Origin of the sequence: Actinoallomurus sp. CA-142502 (assembly GCF_050936355.1) — a bacterium.
GTDB classification, from domain to species: domain Bacteria; phylum Actinomycetota; class Actinomycetes; order Streptosporangiales; family Streptosporangiaceae; genus Actinoallomurus; species Actinoallomurus iriomotensis.
The window spans coordinates 2697168-2714401 of sequence record NZ_JBNJMY010000001.1 but is presented as its reverse complement, the minus strand read 5'-3'; the positions used below and the strand labels follow the sequence as shown (position 1 = coordinate 2714401).

The 17234-nt window shown below is 72.6% G+C and carries 18 protein-coding genes; 9 read left to right on the top strand and 9 right to left on the bottom strand.

What is annotated here, in order from left to right; genetic code table 11:
• Nucleotides 1-23: 23 nt before the first annotated feature.
• The 4 genes from ACQEV1_RS13245 to ACQEV1_RS13230 all read left to right on the top strand — a co-directional run bounded on the left by ACQEV1_RS13245 (nt 24) and on the right by ACQEV1_RS13230 (nt 3805).
• Nucleotides 24-644 carry a TetR/AcrR family transcriptional regulator gene (locus tag ACQEV1_RS13245; protein WP_285570596.1) on the top strand — a complete coding sequence of 207 codons (621 nt, stop codon included), beginning with the start codon at nt 24-26 and terminating at the stop codon, nt 642-644.
• Between the two features lie 126 nt (nt 645-770).
• Nucleotides 771-995: a DUF3107 domain-containing protein gene (locus ACQEV1_RS13240; protein ID WP_285618422.1), complete on the top strand. Its 225-nt coding sequence runs from the start codon at nt 771-773 to the stop codon at nt 993-995.
• 96 nt (nt 996-1091) lie between these two features.
• Complete coding sequence (locus tag ACQEV1_RS13235; protein ID WP_285618423.1) at nt 1092-1349, top strand: GlsB/YeaQ/YmgE family stress response membrane protein; 258 nt, start codon at nt 1092-1094, stop codon at nt 1347-1349.
• A gap of 635 nt (nt 1350-1984) precedes the next feature.
• The gene (locus ACQEV1_RS13230; protein ID WP_433394016.1) at nt 1985-3805 is read left to right on the top strand and encodes a DEAD/DEAH box helicase; all 1821 of its coding nucleotides are present in this window, start codon (nt 1985-1987) and stop codon (nt 3803-3805) included.
• Between the two features lie 307 nt (nt 3806-4112).
• On the opposite strand, the gene ACQEV1_RS13225 is transcribed toward ACQEV1_RS13230, so the two are convergent.
• Nucleotides 4113-4820, bottom strand: a complete 708-nt coding sequence (locus ACQEV1_RS13225; protein ID WP_433394014.1) for a glycerophosphodiester phosphodiesterase — start codon at nt 4818-4820, stop codon at nt 4113-4115.
• Nucleotides 4821-4910: 90 nt separating this feature from the next.
• On the opposite strand from ACQEV1_RS13225, the gene ACQEV1_RS13220 reads away from it, so the two are divergent.
• A complete protein-coding gene (locus ACQEV1_RS13220; RefSeq protein ID WP_285570607.1) occupies nt 4911-5780 on the top strand; it encodes an alpha/beta fold hydrolase in 870 nt (289 codons plus the stop codon).
• Nucleotides 5781-5849: 69 nt separating this feature from the next.
• The gene (locus tag ACQEV1_RS13215; protein ID WP_285618425.1) at nt 5850-6749 is read left to right on the top strand and encodes an oxygenase MpaB family protein; all 900 of its coding nucleotides are present in this window, start codon (nt 5850-5852) and stop codon (nt 6747-6749) included.
• A gap of 464 nt (nt 6750-7213) precedes the next feature.
• On the opposite strand, the gene ACQEV1_RS13210 is transcribed toward ACQEV1_RS13215, so the two are convergent.
• The 4 genes from ACQEV1_RS13210 to ACQEV1_RS13195 all read right to left on the bottom strand — a co-directional run bounded on the left by ACQEV1_RS13210 (nt 7214) and on the right by ACQEV1_RS13195 (nt 11096).
• A complete protein-coding gene (locus ACQEV1_RS13210) occupies nt 7214-8089 on the bottom strand; it encodes a RecB family exonuclease (RefSeq protein ID WP_285570613.1) in 876 nt (291 codons plus the stop codon).
• Nucleotides 8090-8102: 13 nt separating this feature from the next.
• The gene (locus ACQEV1_RS13205; protein ID WP_285618426.1) at nt 8103-8798 is read right to left on the bottom strand and encodes an MBL fold metallo-hydrolase; all 696 of its coding nucleotides are present in this window, start codon (nt 8796-8798) and stop codon (nt 8103-8105) included.
• Nucleotides 8799-8848: 50 nt separating this feature from the next.
• Entirely contained in the window at nt 8849-10333 is a 1485-nt protein-coding gene (locus ACQEV1_RS13200) for a protein kinase domain-containing protein (protein ID WP_433394010.1), read from the bottom strand.
• 91 nt (nt 10334-10424) lie between these two features.
• On the bottom strand, nt 10425-11096 hold the full coding sequence (locus tag ACQEV1_RS13195) for an O-methyltransferase (protein ID WP_285618429.1): 672 nt from the start codon (nt 11094-11096) through the stop codon (nt 10425-10427).
• Nucleotides 11097-11243: 147 nt separating this feature from the next.
• On the opposite strand from ACQEV1_RS13195, the gene ACQEV1_RS13190 reads away from it, so the two are divergent.
• Nucleotides 11244-11861 (top strand): LysE family translocator, encoded by a 618-nt coding sequence (locus tag ACQEV1_RS13190; protein WP_285618431.1) that lies wholly within the window; start codon nt 11244-11246, stop codon nt 11859-11861.
• Here ACQEV1_RS13190 and ACQEV1_RS13185 read toward each other — a convergent pair.
• The 3 genes from ACQEV1_RS13185 to ACQEV1_RS13175 form a co-directional block, all read right to left on the bottom strand.
• Nucleotides 11854-12699, bottom strand: coding sequence for a PHP domain-containing protein (locus tag ACQEV1_RS13185; protein WP_285618433.1), 846 nt, complete (start codon nt 12697-12699; stop codon nt 11854-11856). The genes ACQEV1_RS13190 and ACQEV1_RS13185 overlap by 8 nt on opposite strands.
• A 4-nt stretch (nt 12700-12703) precedes the next feature.
• Nucleotides 12704-13321, bottom strand: coding sequence for a DUF6758 family protein (locus tag ACQEV1_RS13180; RefSeq protein WP_285618435.1), 618 nt, complete (start codon nt 13319-13321; stop codon nt 12704-12706).
• 62 nt (nt 13322-13383) lie between these two features.
• A complete protein-coding gene (locus tag ACQEV1_RS13175) occupies nt 13384-14322 on the bottom strand; it encodes an HpcH/HpaI aldolase/citrate lyase family protein (protein ID WP_433394007.1) in 939 nt (312 codons plus the stop codon).
• Nucleotides 14323-14358: 36 nt separating this feature from the next.
• On the opposite strand from ACQEV1_RS13175, the gene ACQEV1_RS13170 reads away from it, so the two are divergent.
• Nucleotides 14359-14877, top strand: coding sequence for a hypothetical protein (locus ACQEV1_RS13170; protein ID WP_285618439.1), 519 nt, complete (start codon nt 14359-14361; stop codon nt 14875-14877).
• Here the strand turns inward: ACQEV1_RS13170 and ACQEV1_RS13165 are convergent.
• A complete protein-coding gene (locus ACQEV1_RS13165) occupies nt 14874-15806 on the bottom strand; it encodes an RNA polymerase sigma-70 factor (protein WP_432705528.1) in 933 nt (310 codons plus the stop codon). The two genes, ACQEV1_RS13170 and ACQEV1_RS13165, sit on opposite strands and share 4 nt — an antisense overlap.
• A 74-nt stretch (nt 15807-15880) precedes the next feature.
• On the opposite strand from ACQEV1_RS13165, the gene ACQEV1_RS13160 reads away from it, so the two are divergent.
• Nucleotides 15881-17233 (top strand): magnesium transporter MgtE N-terminal domain-containing protein, encoded by a 1353-nt coding sequence (locus ACQEV1_RS13160; RefSeq protein ID WP_285618444.1) that lies wholly within the window; start codon nt 15881-15883, stop codon nt 17231-17233.
• The last annotated feature ends 1 nt before the right edge of the window (nt 17234 follow it).

Genomic DNA, 17234 nt, shown 5'->3' with positions numbered 1-17234 from the left:
CGGCAGCTGATCGGAGAACCCACGTGACCGCAACCCCGGACGCGCGCCCGCGAGGCACGAGGTTGCCGAGGCTGGCACGCCGTCGTCAGCTGCTCGGCGCGGCTCAGGAGGTCTTCGTCGCGCAGGGCTATCACGCCGCCGCGATGGACGAGATCGCCGAACGCGCCGGAGTCAGCAAGCCCGTGCTCTACCAGCACTTCCCGGGCAAGCTCGAGCTCTACCTGGCGCTGCTCGACGAGCACGCCGAGGGCCTGGTCCAGTGCGTGCGCGACGCGCTGGAGTCGACGCCGGACAACAAGCTGCGGGTCGAGCGGACCATCGAGGCCTTCTACGACTTCGTGGCCGGCGAGGGCGAGGCGTACCGCCTGGTCTTCGAGTCCGATCTGCGCAACGTCGCCCCGGTACGCGCGCGGGTCGAGCGCACCAACCAGCAGTGCGCGGAGATGATCGCCCAGGTGATCCAGGAGGACACCGGCGTGTCCAGCGACGAGGCGCACCTGCTCGGCATGGGTCTGGTCGGCATGGCCGAGGTCAGCGCGCGCTACTGGCTGTCGCAGCGCGGCACCATCCCCAAGGACCAGGCCGAACGGCTCATCGCCCGGCTGTCCTGGCGCGGCATCGGCGGTTTCCCCCGCACGACCTGATCGCCCCCGGCCGCCGGAGTTCACGCGGGCGACCGTGCGATAGTTGGGCGACCGCTGACCGCCGATACGCCCGGTTCGCCGGTGGCGGGCGGCCCCGAGACGACGGATGGATCACGGAGGACAGACGTGCAGGTCAGGATCGGTGTGCAGTCCGTACCCAAGGAGCTCGTCGTGGAGACGTCCCTCTCCCCCGACGAGGTCGAGCAGGCGGTGGCCGACGCGCTCGCCGAGGACGACGGCGTGTTCGCCCTGAAGAGCAAGAACGGCCGTGTGGTGGTGCCCGTGGCGAAGCTGGCCTACGTGGAGATCGCGGAGGCGGACGCCCCGTCCGTCGGATTTGGGTCGTTTTAACGTGCTTCTACCGGAATGACACCGGATTTAGGGGGCATACCGGTCGCTGAATCGAGCCGCTGACCCAAGGGCGGCCGGTAGGAGGTGTCACAAGCGATGCTGACAGTGATCTGGTTCATCCTCATAGGTGCCGTAGTCGGGCTGCTGGCCCGTCTGGTCGTTCCGGGACGCAACCCGATGGGCGTGCTGCTGACCATCCTGGTCGGGATCGTCGGCGCCGTCCTCGGCGGGATGGTCGCCGGCGCGGTGGGAGCGGGCAGTGTCCTGGCGTTCGTCTTCGCGGTCGTGATCGCCGCGATCCTGGTCGCCCTGCTCAGCGGCGGCATCGGTCGACGGCGTCACCGGGTCTTCTGACCCGGCTCGTCGTCACCGGCGCATGAGACCAACGCCGCGTCCCGGCCGCCACCAGGCGCCGGGGCGCGGCGGCGACTTTTTTACCGGCGGCTCGCCGTGACGTCGCGGCCCGGCCATCATCCCGTCTACGGACGGTAACGGCCCGTTCGGTCGCCGCCCCGAAAACATTCGCCCCCGCGACATCCTGGCCGGACTCGCTGGCCGGAAGCGGTCAGGAGCCCGCCACGGCCCCATACGCGGGACCGCAGAGGCACTCCAGGCCTCTCACCAGGGGTTAGGCGCCGAGCACGGCCTCCGCCGCCGTCCGGCCTCTCTCCGGCCCGTCGTCACCCGGCCGCAGGTGCGGCGCACCAGGCCAGAAGGCCGAACGGGCCTCCGAGCCCCAGGGGGACGCGGGGAATGAAAGCGGACGGACGTATGTTAGAGCTTTACGTCGGGGACTTTATGTTTCCGATCTCTCCCGCTACACTGCGTGGCGAAATGTGACCGCGCGCTGCGCAGCGCGACCCCCGGTCGCACCCTTAGGAAGAATTTGACGGCTGGTCCCTCCCGCGCAAGCGCGCGACCGTATGCGACGACCGGCAGGTGCGAAATCGAGCCCTGCCGCGGGCGGCGCATGAGTCTGCGACCGCGAGATGGTCTGCCGCGTCACCGACCTGGTGCACATGCGGCGCCGAGCGGACCCCGCACTCTGGAGGCTGAAGGCTCTGACGACATTTCATGATCTGGGAGTCATTCCCGAAATCGCCGCTGCCCTCGAGGCCGAGGGCATCATCGAACCGTTCCCGATCCAGTCACTCGCGGTGCCCATCGGGCTCAGCGGGCACGACATCATCGGCCAGGCGCGCACCGGCACGGGCAAGACGCTCGCGTTCGGCATCCCGCTGCTCCAGCGCATCGAGCACGGCGGAAAGAAGCCGCTCGCGCTCGTCATCGTGCCGACCCGTGAGCTGGCCGTCCAGGTCACCGGCGACCTGAACGTCGCCGGCGGCAAGCTCGGCACCCGCGTGCTGTCGGTGTACGGCGGCCGCGCGTACGAACCGCAGATCGAGGCCCTCCGCGAGGGCGTCGAGGCGGTCGTCGGCACGCCGGGCCGCCTGCTGGACCTGGTCAAGCAGAAGTACCTCGACCTGTCGCAGGTCTCGGTCCTCGTCCTGGACGAGGCCGACCGCATGCTCGACCTGGGCTTCCTGCCCGACATCGAGCGTCTCGTCGAGCGGGTGCCCGCGCGCCGGCAGACGATGTTGTTCTCGGCGACCATGCCGGGCGAGATCGTCGCGCTGTCCCGCAGGTACCTCACCCGGCCCACCAACGTACGGGCCGAGTCGCACGAGGAGTCCGAGGCGACCCCGCAGGTCGCCCAGCACGTCTTCCAGGCACACCAGATGGACAAGCCCGAGCTGCTCGCCCGCGTCCTGCAGGCGCGTGGCCGTGGCCTGACCATGGTGTTCTGCCAGACCAAGCGTGCCTGCGACCGTGTCGCCGAGGATCTGGCCAAACGCGGATTCGCGGCCGCGGCCGTGCACGGCGACCTGGGCCAGGGCCAGCGTGAGCGGGCGCTGCGGGCGTTCCGGGCCGGCAAGATCGACGTCCTCGTGGCCACCGATGTGGCGGCCCGCGGCATCGACGTCGACGACGTGACCCACGTCGTCAACTACGAGTGCCCCGACGCCGCCGACACCTACGTGCACCGCATCGGCCGTACGGGCCGGGCGGGCAAGGAGGGCATCGCGGTCACGCTCGTCGACTGGTCCGACCTCCAGCGCTGGAAGCTGATCAACGCGGCGCTCGACCTGGGAATCCCTGAGCCGGCCGAGACCTACTCCACGTCCGACCACCTCTACGAGGCGCTCGACGTCCCGACCGACATCACCGGCACCCTGCCGAAGGCCCAGCGCGAGCGCGCCGGACTCGAGGCCGAGGAGGTCGAGGACATCGGCGAGACCGGGCGGTCCCGCTCACCGAGGCGCTCGGAGCCGCGCAGCAAGCCGCGCAAGCGCAGTCGCACGCGGACCCGCGGCGGACAGCCGATCGACGCCGACGCGGCGCCGGCGGTCACCGAGACGGTCACCGAGGAGCAGACCGCTCCCGCCGTCCCGGAGCCGCAGGCCGAGACCGTCGCCGCCGAAGGCACCCGCCCGTCCCGGTCCCGGCGGCGCACCCGCCGCGGTGCCGAGACGAGCACCGACGCCACCACCGAAGTCACCGAAACCATCGAAGCCACCGACACCATCGAAACCATCGACACCACCGACACCGCTCCCGCGGAGACACCCGCGGCACCGGCTCCGCGACAGGCCCCGGTCGCCTCGACGCCCGCCGGTGTTCCCGTCGTGCAGTTCATGGCACCGCCTGTCGACCCCGAGGCCGAGGCGGCCCACCTGCCCGAGCCGGCGCAGTCCCAGCCGAGGCGGCGGCGCCGCTCCCGCACCGGAGGGGCGCGCAGGCCGGTCTGACGCGGACGTGACCAAGGGGCGTGGCTACGGACCGCGCCCCTTTCTCATGCCCTCCCGCAGGACCCGCGCAGGCTCAGGGCGTGGCGCGGGCGGTCGGTGATCAACACCGCCACACGCGAATCGGCCGGGAACCGCCACATCATCGCGGAAATGCCGAACCGACCGCAGAACCGCACCCCTTACTCAGGCCCGCAGACTCAAGGCATGGCGCGGACGATCGGTGATCAACACCGCCACACGCGAATCAGCCAGGAACCGCCGCACCATCGCGGAGATGCCGAACCGACCGCAGAGCCGCACCCCTTGCTCAGGCCCGCAGACTCAAGGCATGGCGCGGACGATCGGTGATCAACACCGCCACACGCGAATCGGCCAGGAACCGCCGCATCTGCGGCTCCCCGTTGACCGTCCAGACCATCGCGGGGATGCCGAACCGGCCGCAGAGCCGCAGGACGTTCGCCCGGGCCAGGCGGCGGTGCACCGCCAGCCAGTCGGCGCCGCAGGCCCGCATCCGCCCGAGCGGGTACAGCTCGCGGGCGCGCACCGGCAGCCGCAGCCACCGGCCGACCTCCCGCAGGTCGCGGCCCAGGGACAGCGCCGTCGTGACCTCCGGATGACGCTTCTTGATCTCCGCGATCGAGGAGTCCACGAGTGTCGTGGCGACGAAGTTGCCGGGCCCGAGCAGGTCGAGGGCCATCTTCACGACCTCGTGCTCGTACCCGGTCTCCTTGAGGTCCAGATGGCCGACCGCCTTTCCGGCGATCAACCTCATCACGTCGCGGACCAGCGGCACCCGGTGACCGACCGCGACGCAGAGCTCCTCGTAGGCGAGCCCCGCGATGGGACGGCCGGCGATGTGGGAGTCGTGGAAGACCACGAGATCACCGTCACGCGTGCGCCGGATGTCGAACTCGACGTACTCCGCGCCCGTCGTGAGGGCGGTCTCGTACGCCTGCCATGTGGCCGGTGGCGCGTCTTCCGACCCGCCCTTGTGTGCTGAGACGGCGACCGTCATGACTGAAGCGTACGGTGCCCCGCGAGGGGCGTTAACCAGCGAAAGCGCTAAGCTGGTGTCGCTTCGACATCGGCAAGTAAGCTCCTGCCAGTGAGTACGCCCCGGTTTCTTACTCTGCCCCCCGGTGTTCGCCGGACGGACATCGAGACTTCACGCGGTGCTTTCGCCGCGCTTGAGGCGTTTCCCGGGTCAGGGATCTCCGAACGCGGCCCGGCTCTGCTGATACCCGGCTTCACGGGGAGCAAGGAAGACTTCATCTCGGTCCTGCAGACGCTGGCCGGCGCGGGACGACGCGTGATCACGCTCGACATGCGCGGCCAGTTCGAGACGCCGGGGCCGGATGACGCCTCCGCGTACGGCTGCGCCGAGCTGGGCGCCGACATCGCCGCGGTGATCGAGTCGATCGGAGACCCGGTCCACCTGGTCGGGCACTCCTTCGGCGGCCTGGTGACACGCGAGACGGTGATCGGCGATCCGGCCCTGGTCGAGTCCTTCACCCTCATGAGCTCGGGCCCGGCGGCGATCACCGGCGGCCGCGAGGTGGAGGGGCGGGTCCTGCTCTCCGCGCTGCCGAAGGTGGGGCTCGAACACCTGTGGTCGACGCGGATGGAGCCGGAGGTCCTCTCCAAGGGGGTGGCGCCCGAGATCGTCGCCTTCCTGCGGCGGCGGATGTTCATGAGCTCCCGCTCCGGGCTGCTGGGCATGGCGAACGAGCTGCTGTCCTGCGCCGACCGGGTCGACGAGCTCGCCAAGGCGACCGACGGCGCCGGCGTGCCCGTCCTCGTCCTGTACGGGGAGAACGACGACGCCTGGGAGCCCCAGACCCAGGCCCTCATGGCCGAGCGCCTGGGTGCCCGGAAGGTGGTCATCCCCGGCGCCGCACACTCTCCCGCCGTCGAGGCGCCCGAGACGACGGCGAGCGCGCTCACCGCGTTCTGGAACGACGCCGAGCGCACCTGACCGCATCCGGCGTACATGAGACGAGAGACACCTTTCGTCTCATGTAATAAGTCACTTACGATGGTCGCCATGGAAGCGACCGTCCAGTCCCCCCAGAGCGTCACCTGGCAGGTGCACATCGACCGGTCGATGTGGGTCGGAGGCGTGCGCAGCCTCATGCTCCAGGCCCTGCACCCGATCGCGATGCGAGGCGTCTGGCAGAACTCCACCTTCCAGACCGACCCGATCGGCCGGCTGCAGCGCACCGCCGACTTCGTGGGCGTCGTGACCTGGGGTACTCCCGATGAGGCCGATGAGCTCGGCCGCAGGGTGCGCGGCATCCACCGGGCCCTGCGCGTCAAGGACCCCGACACGGGGCGGCTCCACCGGGTCGACGAACCCGAGCTGCTGCTCTGGGTGCACTGCGCCGAGGTCTACTCCTACCTTGAGGTGGCCCGGCGCTCCGGGCTGCGGCTCAGCGACGCGCAGGCCGACCGCTACCTGGCCGAGCAGCGCCGCAGCGCCACCTACGTCGGCCTGCACGAGGAGGACGTGCCCGGCAGCGTCGCGGAGATGGAGGCCTACTTCGCCGACATGCGCCCGCAGCTGAAGGTCACGCCGGAGGCACAGGGGGCCGTACGCTTCCTGCTGTGGCCGAAGCTGCCGCACGAGATGCGGTTCCTGCGGCCGGGCAAGCCGCTGTACATGCCCTTCGGCGCGCTCTGCTACTACTCGCTGCCCCTCTGGGCCCGGCGGATGTACGGGATGCTGCCGGAGATCCCGCAGCCGCTCGTGAGCGCGGGGCTGCGGTCGTTCCGGCTGGCCATGAACTCCATGCCCGAGCCCCTGCACGACAAGTCGTTCCAGCCGACGACCCGGCGGATGCTGGCCGGTGCGCGCGAGCGCCTCGCCGCCGAGGGCTACGACCTCGGCCGCGGCCTCGCCGGCCTACGCGACCCCCGCCGCTGGCCGGAGACCGCACGGGTGTGAGCCGGACCGGACCTCCTCGGGCAGCGCGGACCAGGGATCGCGCGCCGGAGCCGCCTGCCGACCCTCCGGACAGAGCCGCACGTAGTCACACCACGCGCACAGCGCACCCGGACAGGGAACCCGCACCGGAGCCGCCCACCGGCCTACACGCCCCCGGCCTGGGCCGGGGGCAGACGTCCTCGGGCAGCGCGGACCAGGGATCGCGCGCCGGAGCGGCCCGCCGACCCTCCGGACAGAGCCGCACGTAGTCACACCACGCGCACCGCGCACCCGGACAGGGAACCCGCACCGGAGCCGCCCACCGGCCTACACGACCCTCGGCGCGCTGGAGACACCCCGGCCTGAACCGGGCTCAGACCTCCTCCGGCAGCGCAGGCCAGGGATCGCGCGCCGAAGCCGCCCACCGGGCCTAAACGGCCTGCACACCTCCCCGCACCACCGGAGACCCCCGGCCTGGGCCGGGGTCAGACCTCCTCCGGCAGTGCGGACCAGGGATCGCGCGCCGGAGCCGCCTGCCGACCCTCCGGACAGTGCCGCACGTAGTCGCACCACGCGCACAGCGCGCCCGGGCGGGGTGGGAACGTCTCGTCGAAGCCGGCGTGCGGCGGGCCGGTGCGCGGGCCCGCCGGGACGTTCTCGCGGTACCACTCGTCGGCCTCGGCGCACTCTCCGGCGATGTCCTCGGCGCGCCGCAGATGGCGGCCGAGTGACTCCTCGGTGTGCTCCCAGACCGCGACCTCCCCGGTGGGCAGGTGGTGCAGCTCGACGAGGCGGCACGGAGCCCGCATCATCCGCCAGGAGGCCGCGGCGTACAGCGCGAGCGCCAGCGACGACCGGGCGTCGTCCGAGGTGAGCGGCCGACGGCCGGTCTTGTAGTCGACCACGACGAGCTCGCCGTCGCGGCGGTCGAGCCGGTCGATGCGCCCCTGGACGGTGATCAGGTGGGTCTTCATCGACACGGTGCGTTCGACGCCGACCGGCTCGTCGGCCGGGTCGAGGCCGGAGACGTAATGCTCGACCATGGCGCGGGACCGTCGCCGCCAGTCGGCGGACTGGTCCGCGTCACGGAACCCGTCGGTCAGCCAGCCCCGCTCCAGCAGCCGCCCCGCCGCCTCGGGCGTGCGGTCCGCGACGGGCAGCCGCCACCAGCCCGCGAGCGCGTTGTGGACGCTCGCCCCGACGCTGTTGTGCGCCCACGGCGGGCCCTTTTCCGGCTTGGGCCGGTCGAGGTAGGTCATGCGGTAGCGGCGCGGGCAGTCCAGCCAGGTGTTCAGCCGTGAGGGCGTGCAAGGGTAGAGCCGCTTGGGCATCCCCTCGAAACCGAGCTGCTCGGCCGCCATCGCCGGGACCCGCTCAGGCCTCGGACTCGGGCTCCTGGGCGAGGGCGAACCAGCTCTCCCACTGGGAGTCCTCGTCGCCGACCGTGCTCTCGTCGCCCTGACCCGGCAGGATGCGGGTCTCGCGCGGCAGCGGGCTGAGGATCGCCCCGATGGAGTTGAGCTGCTCCTGCAGCTCGGGGTAGTCCGGCCCCACGCGGCCCGGCCGTCCCTTGTGCAGCGTGTCGCCGGTGAACAGCACCCCGAGTTGCTCGCTGTAGAGGCAGATGCTCCCCGGCGAGTGGCCGGGCGTGTGCATGACCTCGAGCTGCGCGCCCGCGATCTCGAAGACGCCGCTGTCCTCGATGTCGAGGTCGGGCTGGAGATCCTTCAGGAAGTCGGCGTCCTCGTCCTTGTCGGCGAGCGCACGGAAGTACTGACGCCACAGCAGGCGGTCACGCGTGTGCAGCGCGACCGGGGCGGGGTCCTCCTCGTCGGCCTCGGCGACCTCCAGGACGGAGCCCAGGTGGGTCTCCCTGCCGTCGGTGCAGATGACGGCCATGATCTCCCGCTCGTCGACCGCCTCGATGACGGGCTCGGCGTCGAAGGCGGGATCGATGACGATCACCGCCTCGTCGTCGCCGACGATGTAGGTGTTGGCCTCGATGTCGTACTCGGTGTCGTCGACCGTGACCTTGCCCGACGTCACCACTTTGTCGATACGCGCGTCCACGTGAGAAACCCTACCGACTCCGGGCCTTCGGTGCGTGCGGCACGTGGTACTCAGCCGGACGACGGATCGGTGGACGGCTCGCCCTCCCACGTGACCTGCACCGTCTGCGTACGGCCCGGGCCGGTGATCGTCACGGTGGCCGCGCCGGCCGCTCGCGGGGTCGCCGGACGCAGGGTGATCGTGACGGTGGCCGTCTCGCCGGGGTTCAGCGAGCCGCTCGCGGGGGCCACCGTCAGCGGGTCACCGGTCGTCGCGCTCCAGTGGACCGGCGCGCCTTCGCCGCGCAGCGTGACGGTGCAGGTCAGACCGGCCGCGCCGAGGTCGCAGTCGCCCGCCCGCACGTACAGCGTCGGCCGGGCGACGGGCCGGCCGGGCGGGGAGGATGAGCGCGGGGAGGAACCGCCGGACGCGGGCGGCACCCGGTGGCCCGGACCGCTCGTGTAGACGGTCGTCGTCGGTCCCGGTCGCGGCGGCCGGTCGCCGGCGTGGAAGGCGATGACCGCGGCCACCGCCGCCCCGGCCACCGCGACGGCGGCGATCGCTGCGGCGACCGCCGGCGGCCAGCCGCGCCTCCGTCCCCCCGGGTCCGCGGCCACCGCCTGCGTCTCCGGCGGTGACGCGACCGCCCGCGCGACGTCGCCCGGCGGCGGCACGGCCGCCGCGCTCATGCCCTCGGTCATGATCGCGGTCTCGCCCGGCCGGCCGCCGGGCACCGTCGTGTGGCCGAGCAGGCGCATCAGGAGCGCGCTCGCGGACGGCCGTCCGGCCGGGTCCTTGGCGAGACACTCGGCGACGAGCGCGCGCAGGCCTCCGGTGAGCGCACCCAGCTCAGGCGGCTCGTGCACGATCCGGTGGGCGAGCACGGCGAGCGAGTCGCGGCCGAACGGCGGGGTGCCGCTCGCGGCGTAGACCATCGTCGCGCCCCAGGCGAACACGTCGACGGCCGGCGTCACCTCTCCCCCGGAGACCTGCTCGGGCGCCATGTACGCCGGCGTGCCGGGCGTGTGCCCGGTGAGCGTGGCGGCGCGGTCCACGATCCGCGCGACGCCGAAATCGATCACACGGGGGCCGTCGGGGCCCATGAGAACGTTCGGCGGCTTGAAGTCGCGGTGGATGACGCCGGCCTGGTGGATGGCGACCAGCGCGGTGGCGGTCCCGATGGCCAGGCGGTCGAGCGCACCGCCCGCGAGCGGCCCGCCCTCGGCCACGAGGGCGTACAGGGACGGCCCGGGGACGTACTCGCTGACGATGTAGGGCCGGTCGCCGTCGATGTCGGCGTCCAGGACCTGGGCGGTGCAGAACCGCGCGACCTGTTCGACCGCCGCCGCCTCACGGGCGAACCGCTCCCGCTCGCCGCCCGCCTCGGCCATGGCGGTCCGCAGCAGCTTGACCGCCACCCGTCCGGCGCCGGCCGCCTCGGCCAGGTAGACCACGCCGTACCCGCCGTGCCCCAGCCAGCCGACCAGCGTGTAGGGCCCCAGGCGCGCCGGATCGTCCGGCCGCAGGGGCGCGATGTCGGGCATGGGGTCGGGCATCGGGTCCTCCGGTGACGAGCGGATGGCGACCGCTCACACCCGTTGGACGCCGCCGCGAGTGCCCGGGTTTGCCCCTGTGCGCCGGCTCGCCTCAGGCGTCCTCGACCAGAGCCATCAGGAACCCGTCATGTCCCTTCCGCCCCACCGTCTGCAGTGCCACGCCGGTGACCCTCGGGTCGGCCGCCACCGCGTCGGCCAGCCGGCGGACGCCCAGGACGTCCGGGTCGTCGTTCCCGGGAGCGACGACCTCGCCGCGCCGTACGACGTTGTCCACCACGATCAGCGTGCCGGGACGGGACAGCTCGACCGCCCAGGCGAAGTAGTCCGCGCCGGCGGACTTGTCGGCGTCGACGAAGACCATGTCGAACGGCCCGAGCCCCTCGGCGGCGATCTCGGGCAGCGTCTCCAGCGCGGGCCCGAGGCGTACCTCGACGACCTTGGCGAGCCCGGCGTGCTCGATGTTGCCGCGGGCGACCGCGGCGTGTCCCGGGTCGGCCTCCAGCGTGATCAGGCGGCCGTCCTCGGGCAGCGCGCGGGCCAGCCAGATCGTGCTGTAGCCGCCGAGCGTGCCGACCTCCAGGATGCGGCGCGCCCCCTGGAGCCGCGCCAGGAACCACAACACCTTGCCCTGGTTCGGCGGGACGGCGATCCGCGGCAACCCCGCCTCCTCCGAGGCCGCCAGCGCCGCGTCCAGCGCGGCGTCGGGCGGCACGAGCGCCCCGTCGAAGTAGTCGTCGACCGCGGTCCAGATCTCCCTGTTCATCCCCCGCCTTTCGTCCCGCCCCTCGCAGGAGCGTCCCCGCCTCGCGGCCTGCCCCCGGACGCGCGGCCCGACCGGGTCCGGAGGATGGTTTTCGGTGTCCTAACATCACCGAATGGTGACGGCGCGACCGCCCGGCGAGGTCAGGTGATGCTCGAGGTCCTCTGGCTCGGCGTGCTCCTCGGCACCGGCGCGGCGGTCTCCGTCGGCCCGATCTTCGTCACGATCCTCAACGAGGCCGCGACACGCGGCTTCGCCCCGGCGTTCCGCGTCATCCTCGGCTCCGCGACCGCCGACGCGCTCCTGCTGCTGCCCGCGCTGGCGTTCGCGTGGCTGATCGCGGCCGTGGCGCGGGCGGAGTTCTGGGTCGGTCTGGCGGGCGCGTGCGTCTTCGCCTTCCTCGCGTTCCAGGCGGTACGCGAGGCGTGGCGGCTGTGGCACCACGGCACCGTGCCGGCGGCCCGGATCCGGGCCTTCTGGAAGGGCGTGACCGCGAACCTCGCCAACCCGCTCACGTGGACGTTCTGGCTGGCCACCGGCACGCCGACGATGCTGCGCGCCCGGCACCTCGCGGGCGACGCGGGGATGGCGGTGTTCACCGTGACCTGGTTCGGCGTGGCGTCGGGCCTGGAGGCGGTCATCGCCTTCGCCGTGGCGCTCTCGGGCCGCCGCGTCGGCCCGAAGGGGCAGGGCGCCTTCACCGGCCTGTCCGCCCTGCTCTTCGCGGCCCTCGCCGCCATGATGCTGGCCCGGTCCCTGCTCACCTGACGTCCGGAACCGCCCCCGTGGCCAGGGCGCGCAGGGCCTCGTACGCCTCCGGGGCGGTGGTCTCGCAGCCCAGCCGGTGACCCGTCAGCTCGCCGTGGTCGTCGCTCGCGCCGGTGACGAAGAGGCCCAGCTCGCCCGCCAGCGCCCGCAGGGCCGCGCGGTCCTCCGGGGCGTGGTCCGGATGGTCGGCCTCCAGCCCCGCCAGCCCGGCCTCGGCCAGGCTCGCGATCGCGTCGTCGGGCACGCCGTAGCCCCGCCGCGACGCCCGCGGATGGGCCAGCACCGGGACGCCGCCCGCCTCGCGTACGAGCCGCACCGCGCGGACCGGGTCCAGGGCGTACCGGTCGACGTACGCCCGCCCGCCCGCGCCGATCCACTCCGCGGTGAAGGCGTCCTCCACGGTCGCCACGACGCCCGCCTCGACCATGGCGCGGGCGATGTGCGGACGGCCGGGTACGGAGTCGCCGGTGATCCGCGCCACCAGTTCCCAGGTGACCGGCGCACCCAGCTCGCCCAGCCGCTGGACCATGCCGCGCGCCCGGTGCGCGCGGTCGTCGCGGATGCGCTCGCGCTCGGCCGCGAGCAGTGGCTCCTCCGGGTCGAACAGGTAGGCCAGGAGGTGGACGCTGTGGTCGCGCAGCCGGCACGACAGCTCCATGCCGCGGACCAGCGTCATACCGGGCGGCAGCGCACCCGCGGCCTCGGCGTGGCCCGCGACGGTGTCGTGGTCGGTCAGCGCGAGCACGCCGACGCCCGCGGCGTGGGCTCGGCGTACGACGTCGGCGGGCGGCTGGGTGCCGTCGGAGACGGAGCTGTGGCAGTGGAGGTCGATGAGCACCCGATCACGTTAGTCGGGGGCACGCGGCGCCGTACGGCAGATCGAGTGGCGCCTCGCGCAGGTCGCGCAGGGCGAGTTGCTCGACCATGAGGACGCCGGCGGACTCGGGCCACAGCACCGCCCAGATCCAGTTCGCGAGCGCCTCGCCCGCGTACGCCGCCGTCTTCTCCGTGCCCAGCGCCCACATCGACACCGGATGACCGTCGATCTCGACCTTGGCGTTCGGCGCCGTGACCCCGAAGTCGTGGCCGGGGTCGGGGCCCTTCAGCCCCGCGTACGAGGCGCCCAGCCCGACGCCGGGCTCCTCGGCGACCAGCACGAGGTCGGCCGGACCGCCGATCGGCGAGGGGCCGGACAGCGCCACGGCCACCGCGATCGCCCCGCTGCGCTCGTCACCGACCTCGGCGAACCCGCTCACGAGCCAGCCCGTGGGCGGCGGCCAGGGCACCCACACCGGCACGCGGGCCCGCGAGCGCACGGCCTCCAGCGCCTCCGCGCAGGGCCTCATCGGCGGTTGCAGCGGCGGGACCTCGCCGTGTACGAGGCAGGTCCACGCGCTCGACCACGCGCTGGGCGGTACGAGACGCCCGCGGCACCGCGGGCACGTGGGCGCGGTCCTCATGGTTACTCACAGTCGCCCCTACGCGAGGGAACGTCAAGCTCTTCACCTGCGCGATCGCCCGATCAGGCGGACGATTCGTCACTCCGGGTACGCTCCATGCCCGCCGCGCGGCCCTTGGCGGCGATCACCAGGGCCATCTTGCGGGACGCCTCGTCGATCATCTCGTCGCCGAGCATCGCCGCGCCCCGCCCCTGGACACGCGTCGCGTGGTCGTAGGCGTCGAGGATCAGCTCGGCGTGGTCGTAGTCCTCCTGCGACGGGGAGTAGACCGCGTTGCCGGCCTCGATCTGCGCCGGGTGCAGCACCCACTTGCCGTCGAAGCCCAGCGCGGCGCTCCGCCGTGCCGCCCGGGTGAAGGCCTCGACGTCGCGGACGCCGAAGTACGGCCCGTCGATCGCCTGGAGGTCGTGCGCACGGGCCGCGAGCAGGATGCGCATGAGGATGAAGTGGTAGGCGTCGCCCTCGGTGTACCCGGGCGGCTGCTCCCCGACCACCAGGGTCTTCATGTTGAGCGACGCCATCAGGTCGCCGGGCCCGAACACCAGCGTCTCCAGGCGCCGCGAGGAGCCCGCGATCTCGTCGACCCGGGTCAGCCCGCGCGCGTCCTCGATCTGGGCCTCGATGCCGATCCGGCCGACCGGCAGACCCGACGCCTGCTCGATCTGGGTGAGCAGCAGGTCCAGCCAGACCACGTGGTCCGGTGAGCTCGCCTTGGGCAGCATGAGGCAGTCGAGGTTCGCCCCCGCGCCCTCGACGACCTCGATGACGTCCCGGTAGGCGTACGGGGTGGTCACGTCGTTGATCCGTACGACGCGGACCCGGTCGCCCCAGCCGCCGGCGTTCAGCGCCGCGACGACGTGCGCCCGCGCCTCCTCCTTGGCCTGCGGCGCGACCGCGTCCTCCAGATCGAGGAAGAACTCGTCGGCGGGCAGCTCCCGCGCCTTCTCGATGAAGCGCGGGTTGCTGGCGGGCACCGCGAGCGTCGTCCGGCGAGAGCGCATGCACCGGATGGTATCCACCCGTGGGAGACTGCGATCGTGGACATCGCCGCGCTGGTCGAGGAGGCCACCAAGAAGTCGGGCATGCTGTGGCTGGCGCTGCCCGACCTGCCCTACCCGCGCGCCGCCTGGCACGTCTGGCACGCGTACGGCGAGCAGAGCGCCGCGTACGTCGTCACCGGCGGCATCGAACAGCCGCTGCCCGGCCTGCCGGAGGCCGAGCGGATCACGGTGACGGTCCGCAGCAAGGACAAGGGCGGCCGCCTGGTCTCCTGGATCGCCGCCGTCGAGCAGGTGGAGCCGGACTCCGAAGAGTGGGCGGCCGTGGTGCCCCTGCTCGCCAAGACCCGCCTCAACGCCCCCGACGGCGAGCACCAGACCGAACGCTGGGCCAAGGAGGCGTTCGTCATCCGCCTCACCCCGACCGGCGAGGTCGCCGAGGCGCCCGGCAGCCTGCCCGACGACTACGCCGCCGTACGCCCGGCGCCCAGCCCGGCCACCACCACCGGCCGCAACCCGTTCATGGTCGGCGCCCGGAGACGCCGCTCCGACCGCTAGCCCCGCGCTGCGCGGTGGCCGAACGACAGGACGCGGTGCTCGACGATCGACTCCAGCTTGTCCGGGTTGGCCACCAGGTGCAGCGTGTGGACCCTGCCGTCCGCGATCTCGGCGGTCATCGCGCTCAGCACCGTGTCTCCGCCGCGGATGACCACCCCCGGCGCACCGTTGACGTCGGTGATCTCCACGGTCATGTCCTCGGGGGCCACGCCGTCGTACGGGCGCTGCCCGATGCCGATGAGGAAGCGCGCCACCTCGGCGCCGGTGAGCGGGCGGCGTGGCGCGAGGCGCTTGCCGCCGCCGTCGGGCACGAGCACGACGTCGGGCGCCAGCACGGTGAGGAGGCGTTCGATGTCGCCGCCGAGCGCCGCGGACAGGAACTCCTCGGTGACGCGGCGCTGTTCGACGCGGTCGGCGGTGAAGCGCGTCCGCCGCTCCGTGACGTGCCGGCGGGCCCGGACCGCCACCTGCCGGACACTCGCCTCGGACCGGTCGAGCGCGTCCGCGATCTCCGCGTGGGAGAACCCGAAGACCTCCCGTAGGACGAACACCGCCCGTTCCAGCGGTGACAGCGTCTCCAGCACGACCAGCATGGCCAGCGAGACGGAGTCGGCCAGTTCGACGTCGTCGGCGACGTCGGGCGAGGTGAGCACCGGCTCGGGCAGCCACGGGCCGACGTAGGACTCGCGCCGCGAGCGCACGGTGCGGAGCCGGTCGATCGCGGTGTTGGTGACCGTGCGGACCAGATAGGCCCGGGGGTCCTCCACCCCCGTACGGTCGGCGCCGGACCAGCGCAGCCAGGCGTCCTGCACGATGTCCTCGGCGTCGGCGACCGAGCCCAGCATGCGGTACGCCACGGAGAAGAGCAGCCCGCGGTACGTCTCGAAGGCCTCCGTGAGGCCGGTGGTATCCCCCGTCACGCGTCCCATCGTGTCATCCTCGGATGGGGCGGGATAGATCACGCTTTACCGCTGGAGAAGACGCGTCTCGGTAGCCTTCGAGCATGACCGCAACGCCATCGCGGGTGTTCGTCGCGCGCCTGGCCGGGATCGCCGTGTTCGATCCCGCCGGAGACCAGATCGGCCGGGTGCGCGACGTCGTCGTCATGATGCGCCCCGCTCCGCGCGCGCCCCGCGTGCTGGGGCTCGTGGTCGAGGTCCCCCCGCACCGCCCCGTCTTCCTGCCGATCACCCGGGTCACCAACATCGACGCCGGCGCGGTGATCTTCGATGGCCGGATCAACATGCGCCGGTTCCAGAAACGCGGCTCCGAGACGCTCGCGCTCGGCGAGATGCTCGACCGCAAGGCCGAGCTGGCCGACAGCGGAGGCGAACAGGTCGTCGTCTTCGACCTGGGCATGGAGCAGAGCCGTACGCGCGACTGGCTGATCACCAAGGTCGCGGTGCGCCGTACGGGCGGCACCGGGCACGGGCACCGCTGGGCCGGCGGAGGACGCGGCGCCGCGCGGCTCGGCCTGCGCCGGCGGCACGGCGAGACACTCGTGGTCGACTGGGGCGCGATCAGCGGCCTGCGCGTGCTCGAGGAGGGGCAGGGCGCGGCCAGCCTTGTCGCGGCGTTCGAGCGGATGCGCGCCCCCGACCTGGCGAACGTCGTCCACGAACTGTCCGCGAAACGCCGCGCCGAGGTGGCCGCCGCGCTCGACGACCGGCGGCTGGCCGACGTCCTCGAAGAACTCCCCGAGGACGACCAGGTCGAGATCCTCGGTAAGCTCGACATCGACCGCGCCGCGGACGTCCTGGAGGAGATGGGCCCCGACGACGCGGCCGACCTGCTGGGCGAGCTGCCCTCCGAACAGCGCGAGCAGCTGCTGGCGCTGATGCAGCCGGAGGACGCCGCGCCGCTGCGCCGGCTGCTGACCTACGCCGACGACAGCGCGGGCGGCATGATGACCACCGAACCGGTGATCGTCTCCCCGGACGCCACCGTCGCCGAGGCGCTCGCGCAGATCCGCAACCCCGACCTGAACCCGGCGCTGGCCGCCCAGGTGTACGTCTGCCGGCCGCCGAACGAGACCCCCACCGGCCGCTACCTCGGCACGGTGCACTTCCAGAGGCTGCTGCGCGAGCCACCGCCCACGCTCGTCAGCGCGATCTGTGACACCGAGCTGGACCCGCTGCGGCCCGAACTGCCCCTGGAGACGGTCTCCAGCTACCTGGCGACCTACAACCTCGTGTCCGTGCCGATCGTGGACGAGAACGGCCGGCTGCTCGGCGCCGTGACCGTCGACGACGTGCTCGACCATCTCCTGCCGGACGACTGGCGCGAGAGCGGGATGGACACCGACCCCGGCATTGGCGTGGACGCCGAAGAAGAGGCCCTGCGCGGAAAGGAGTGAC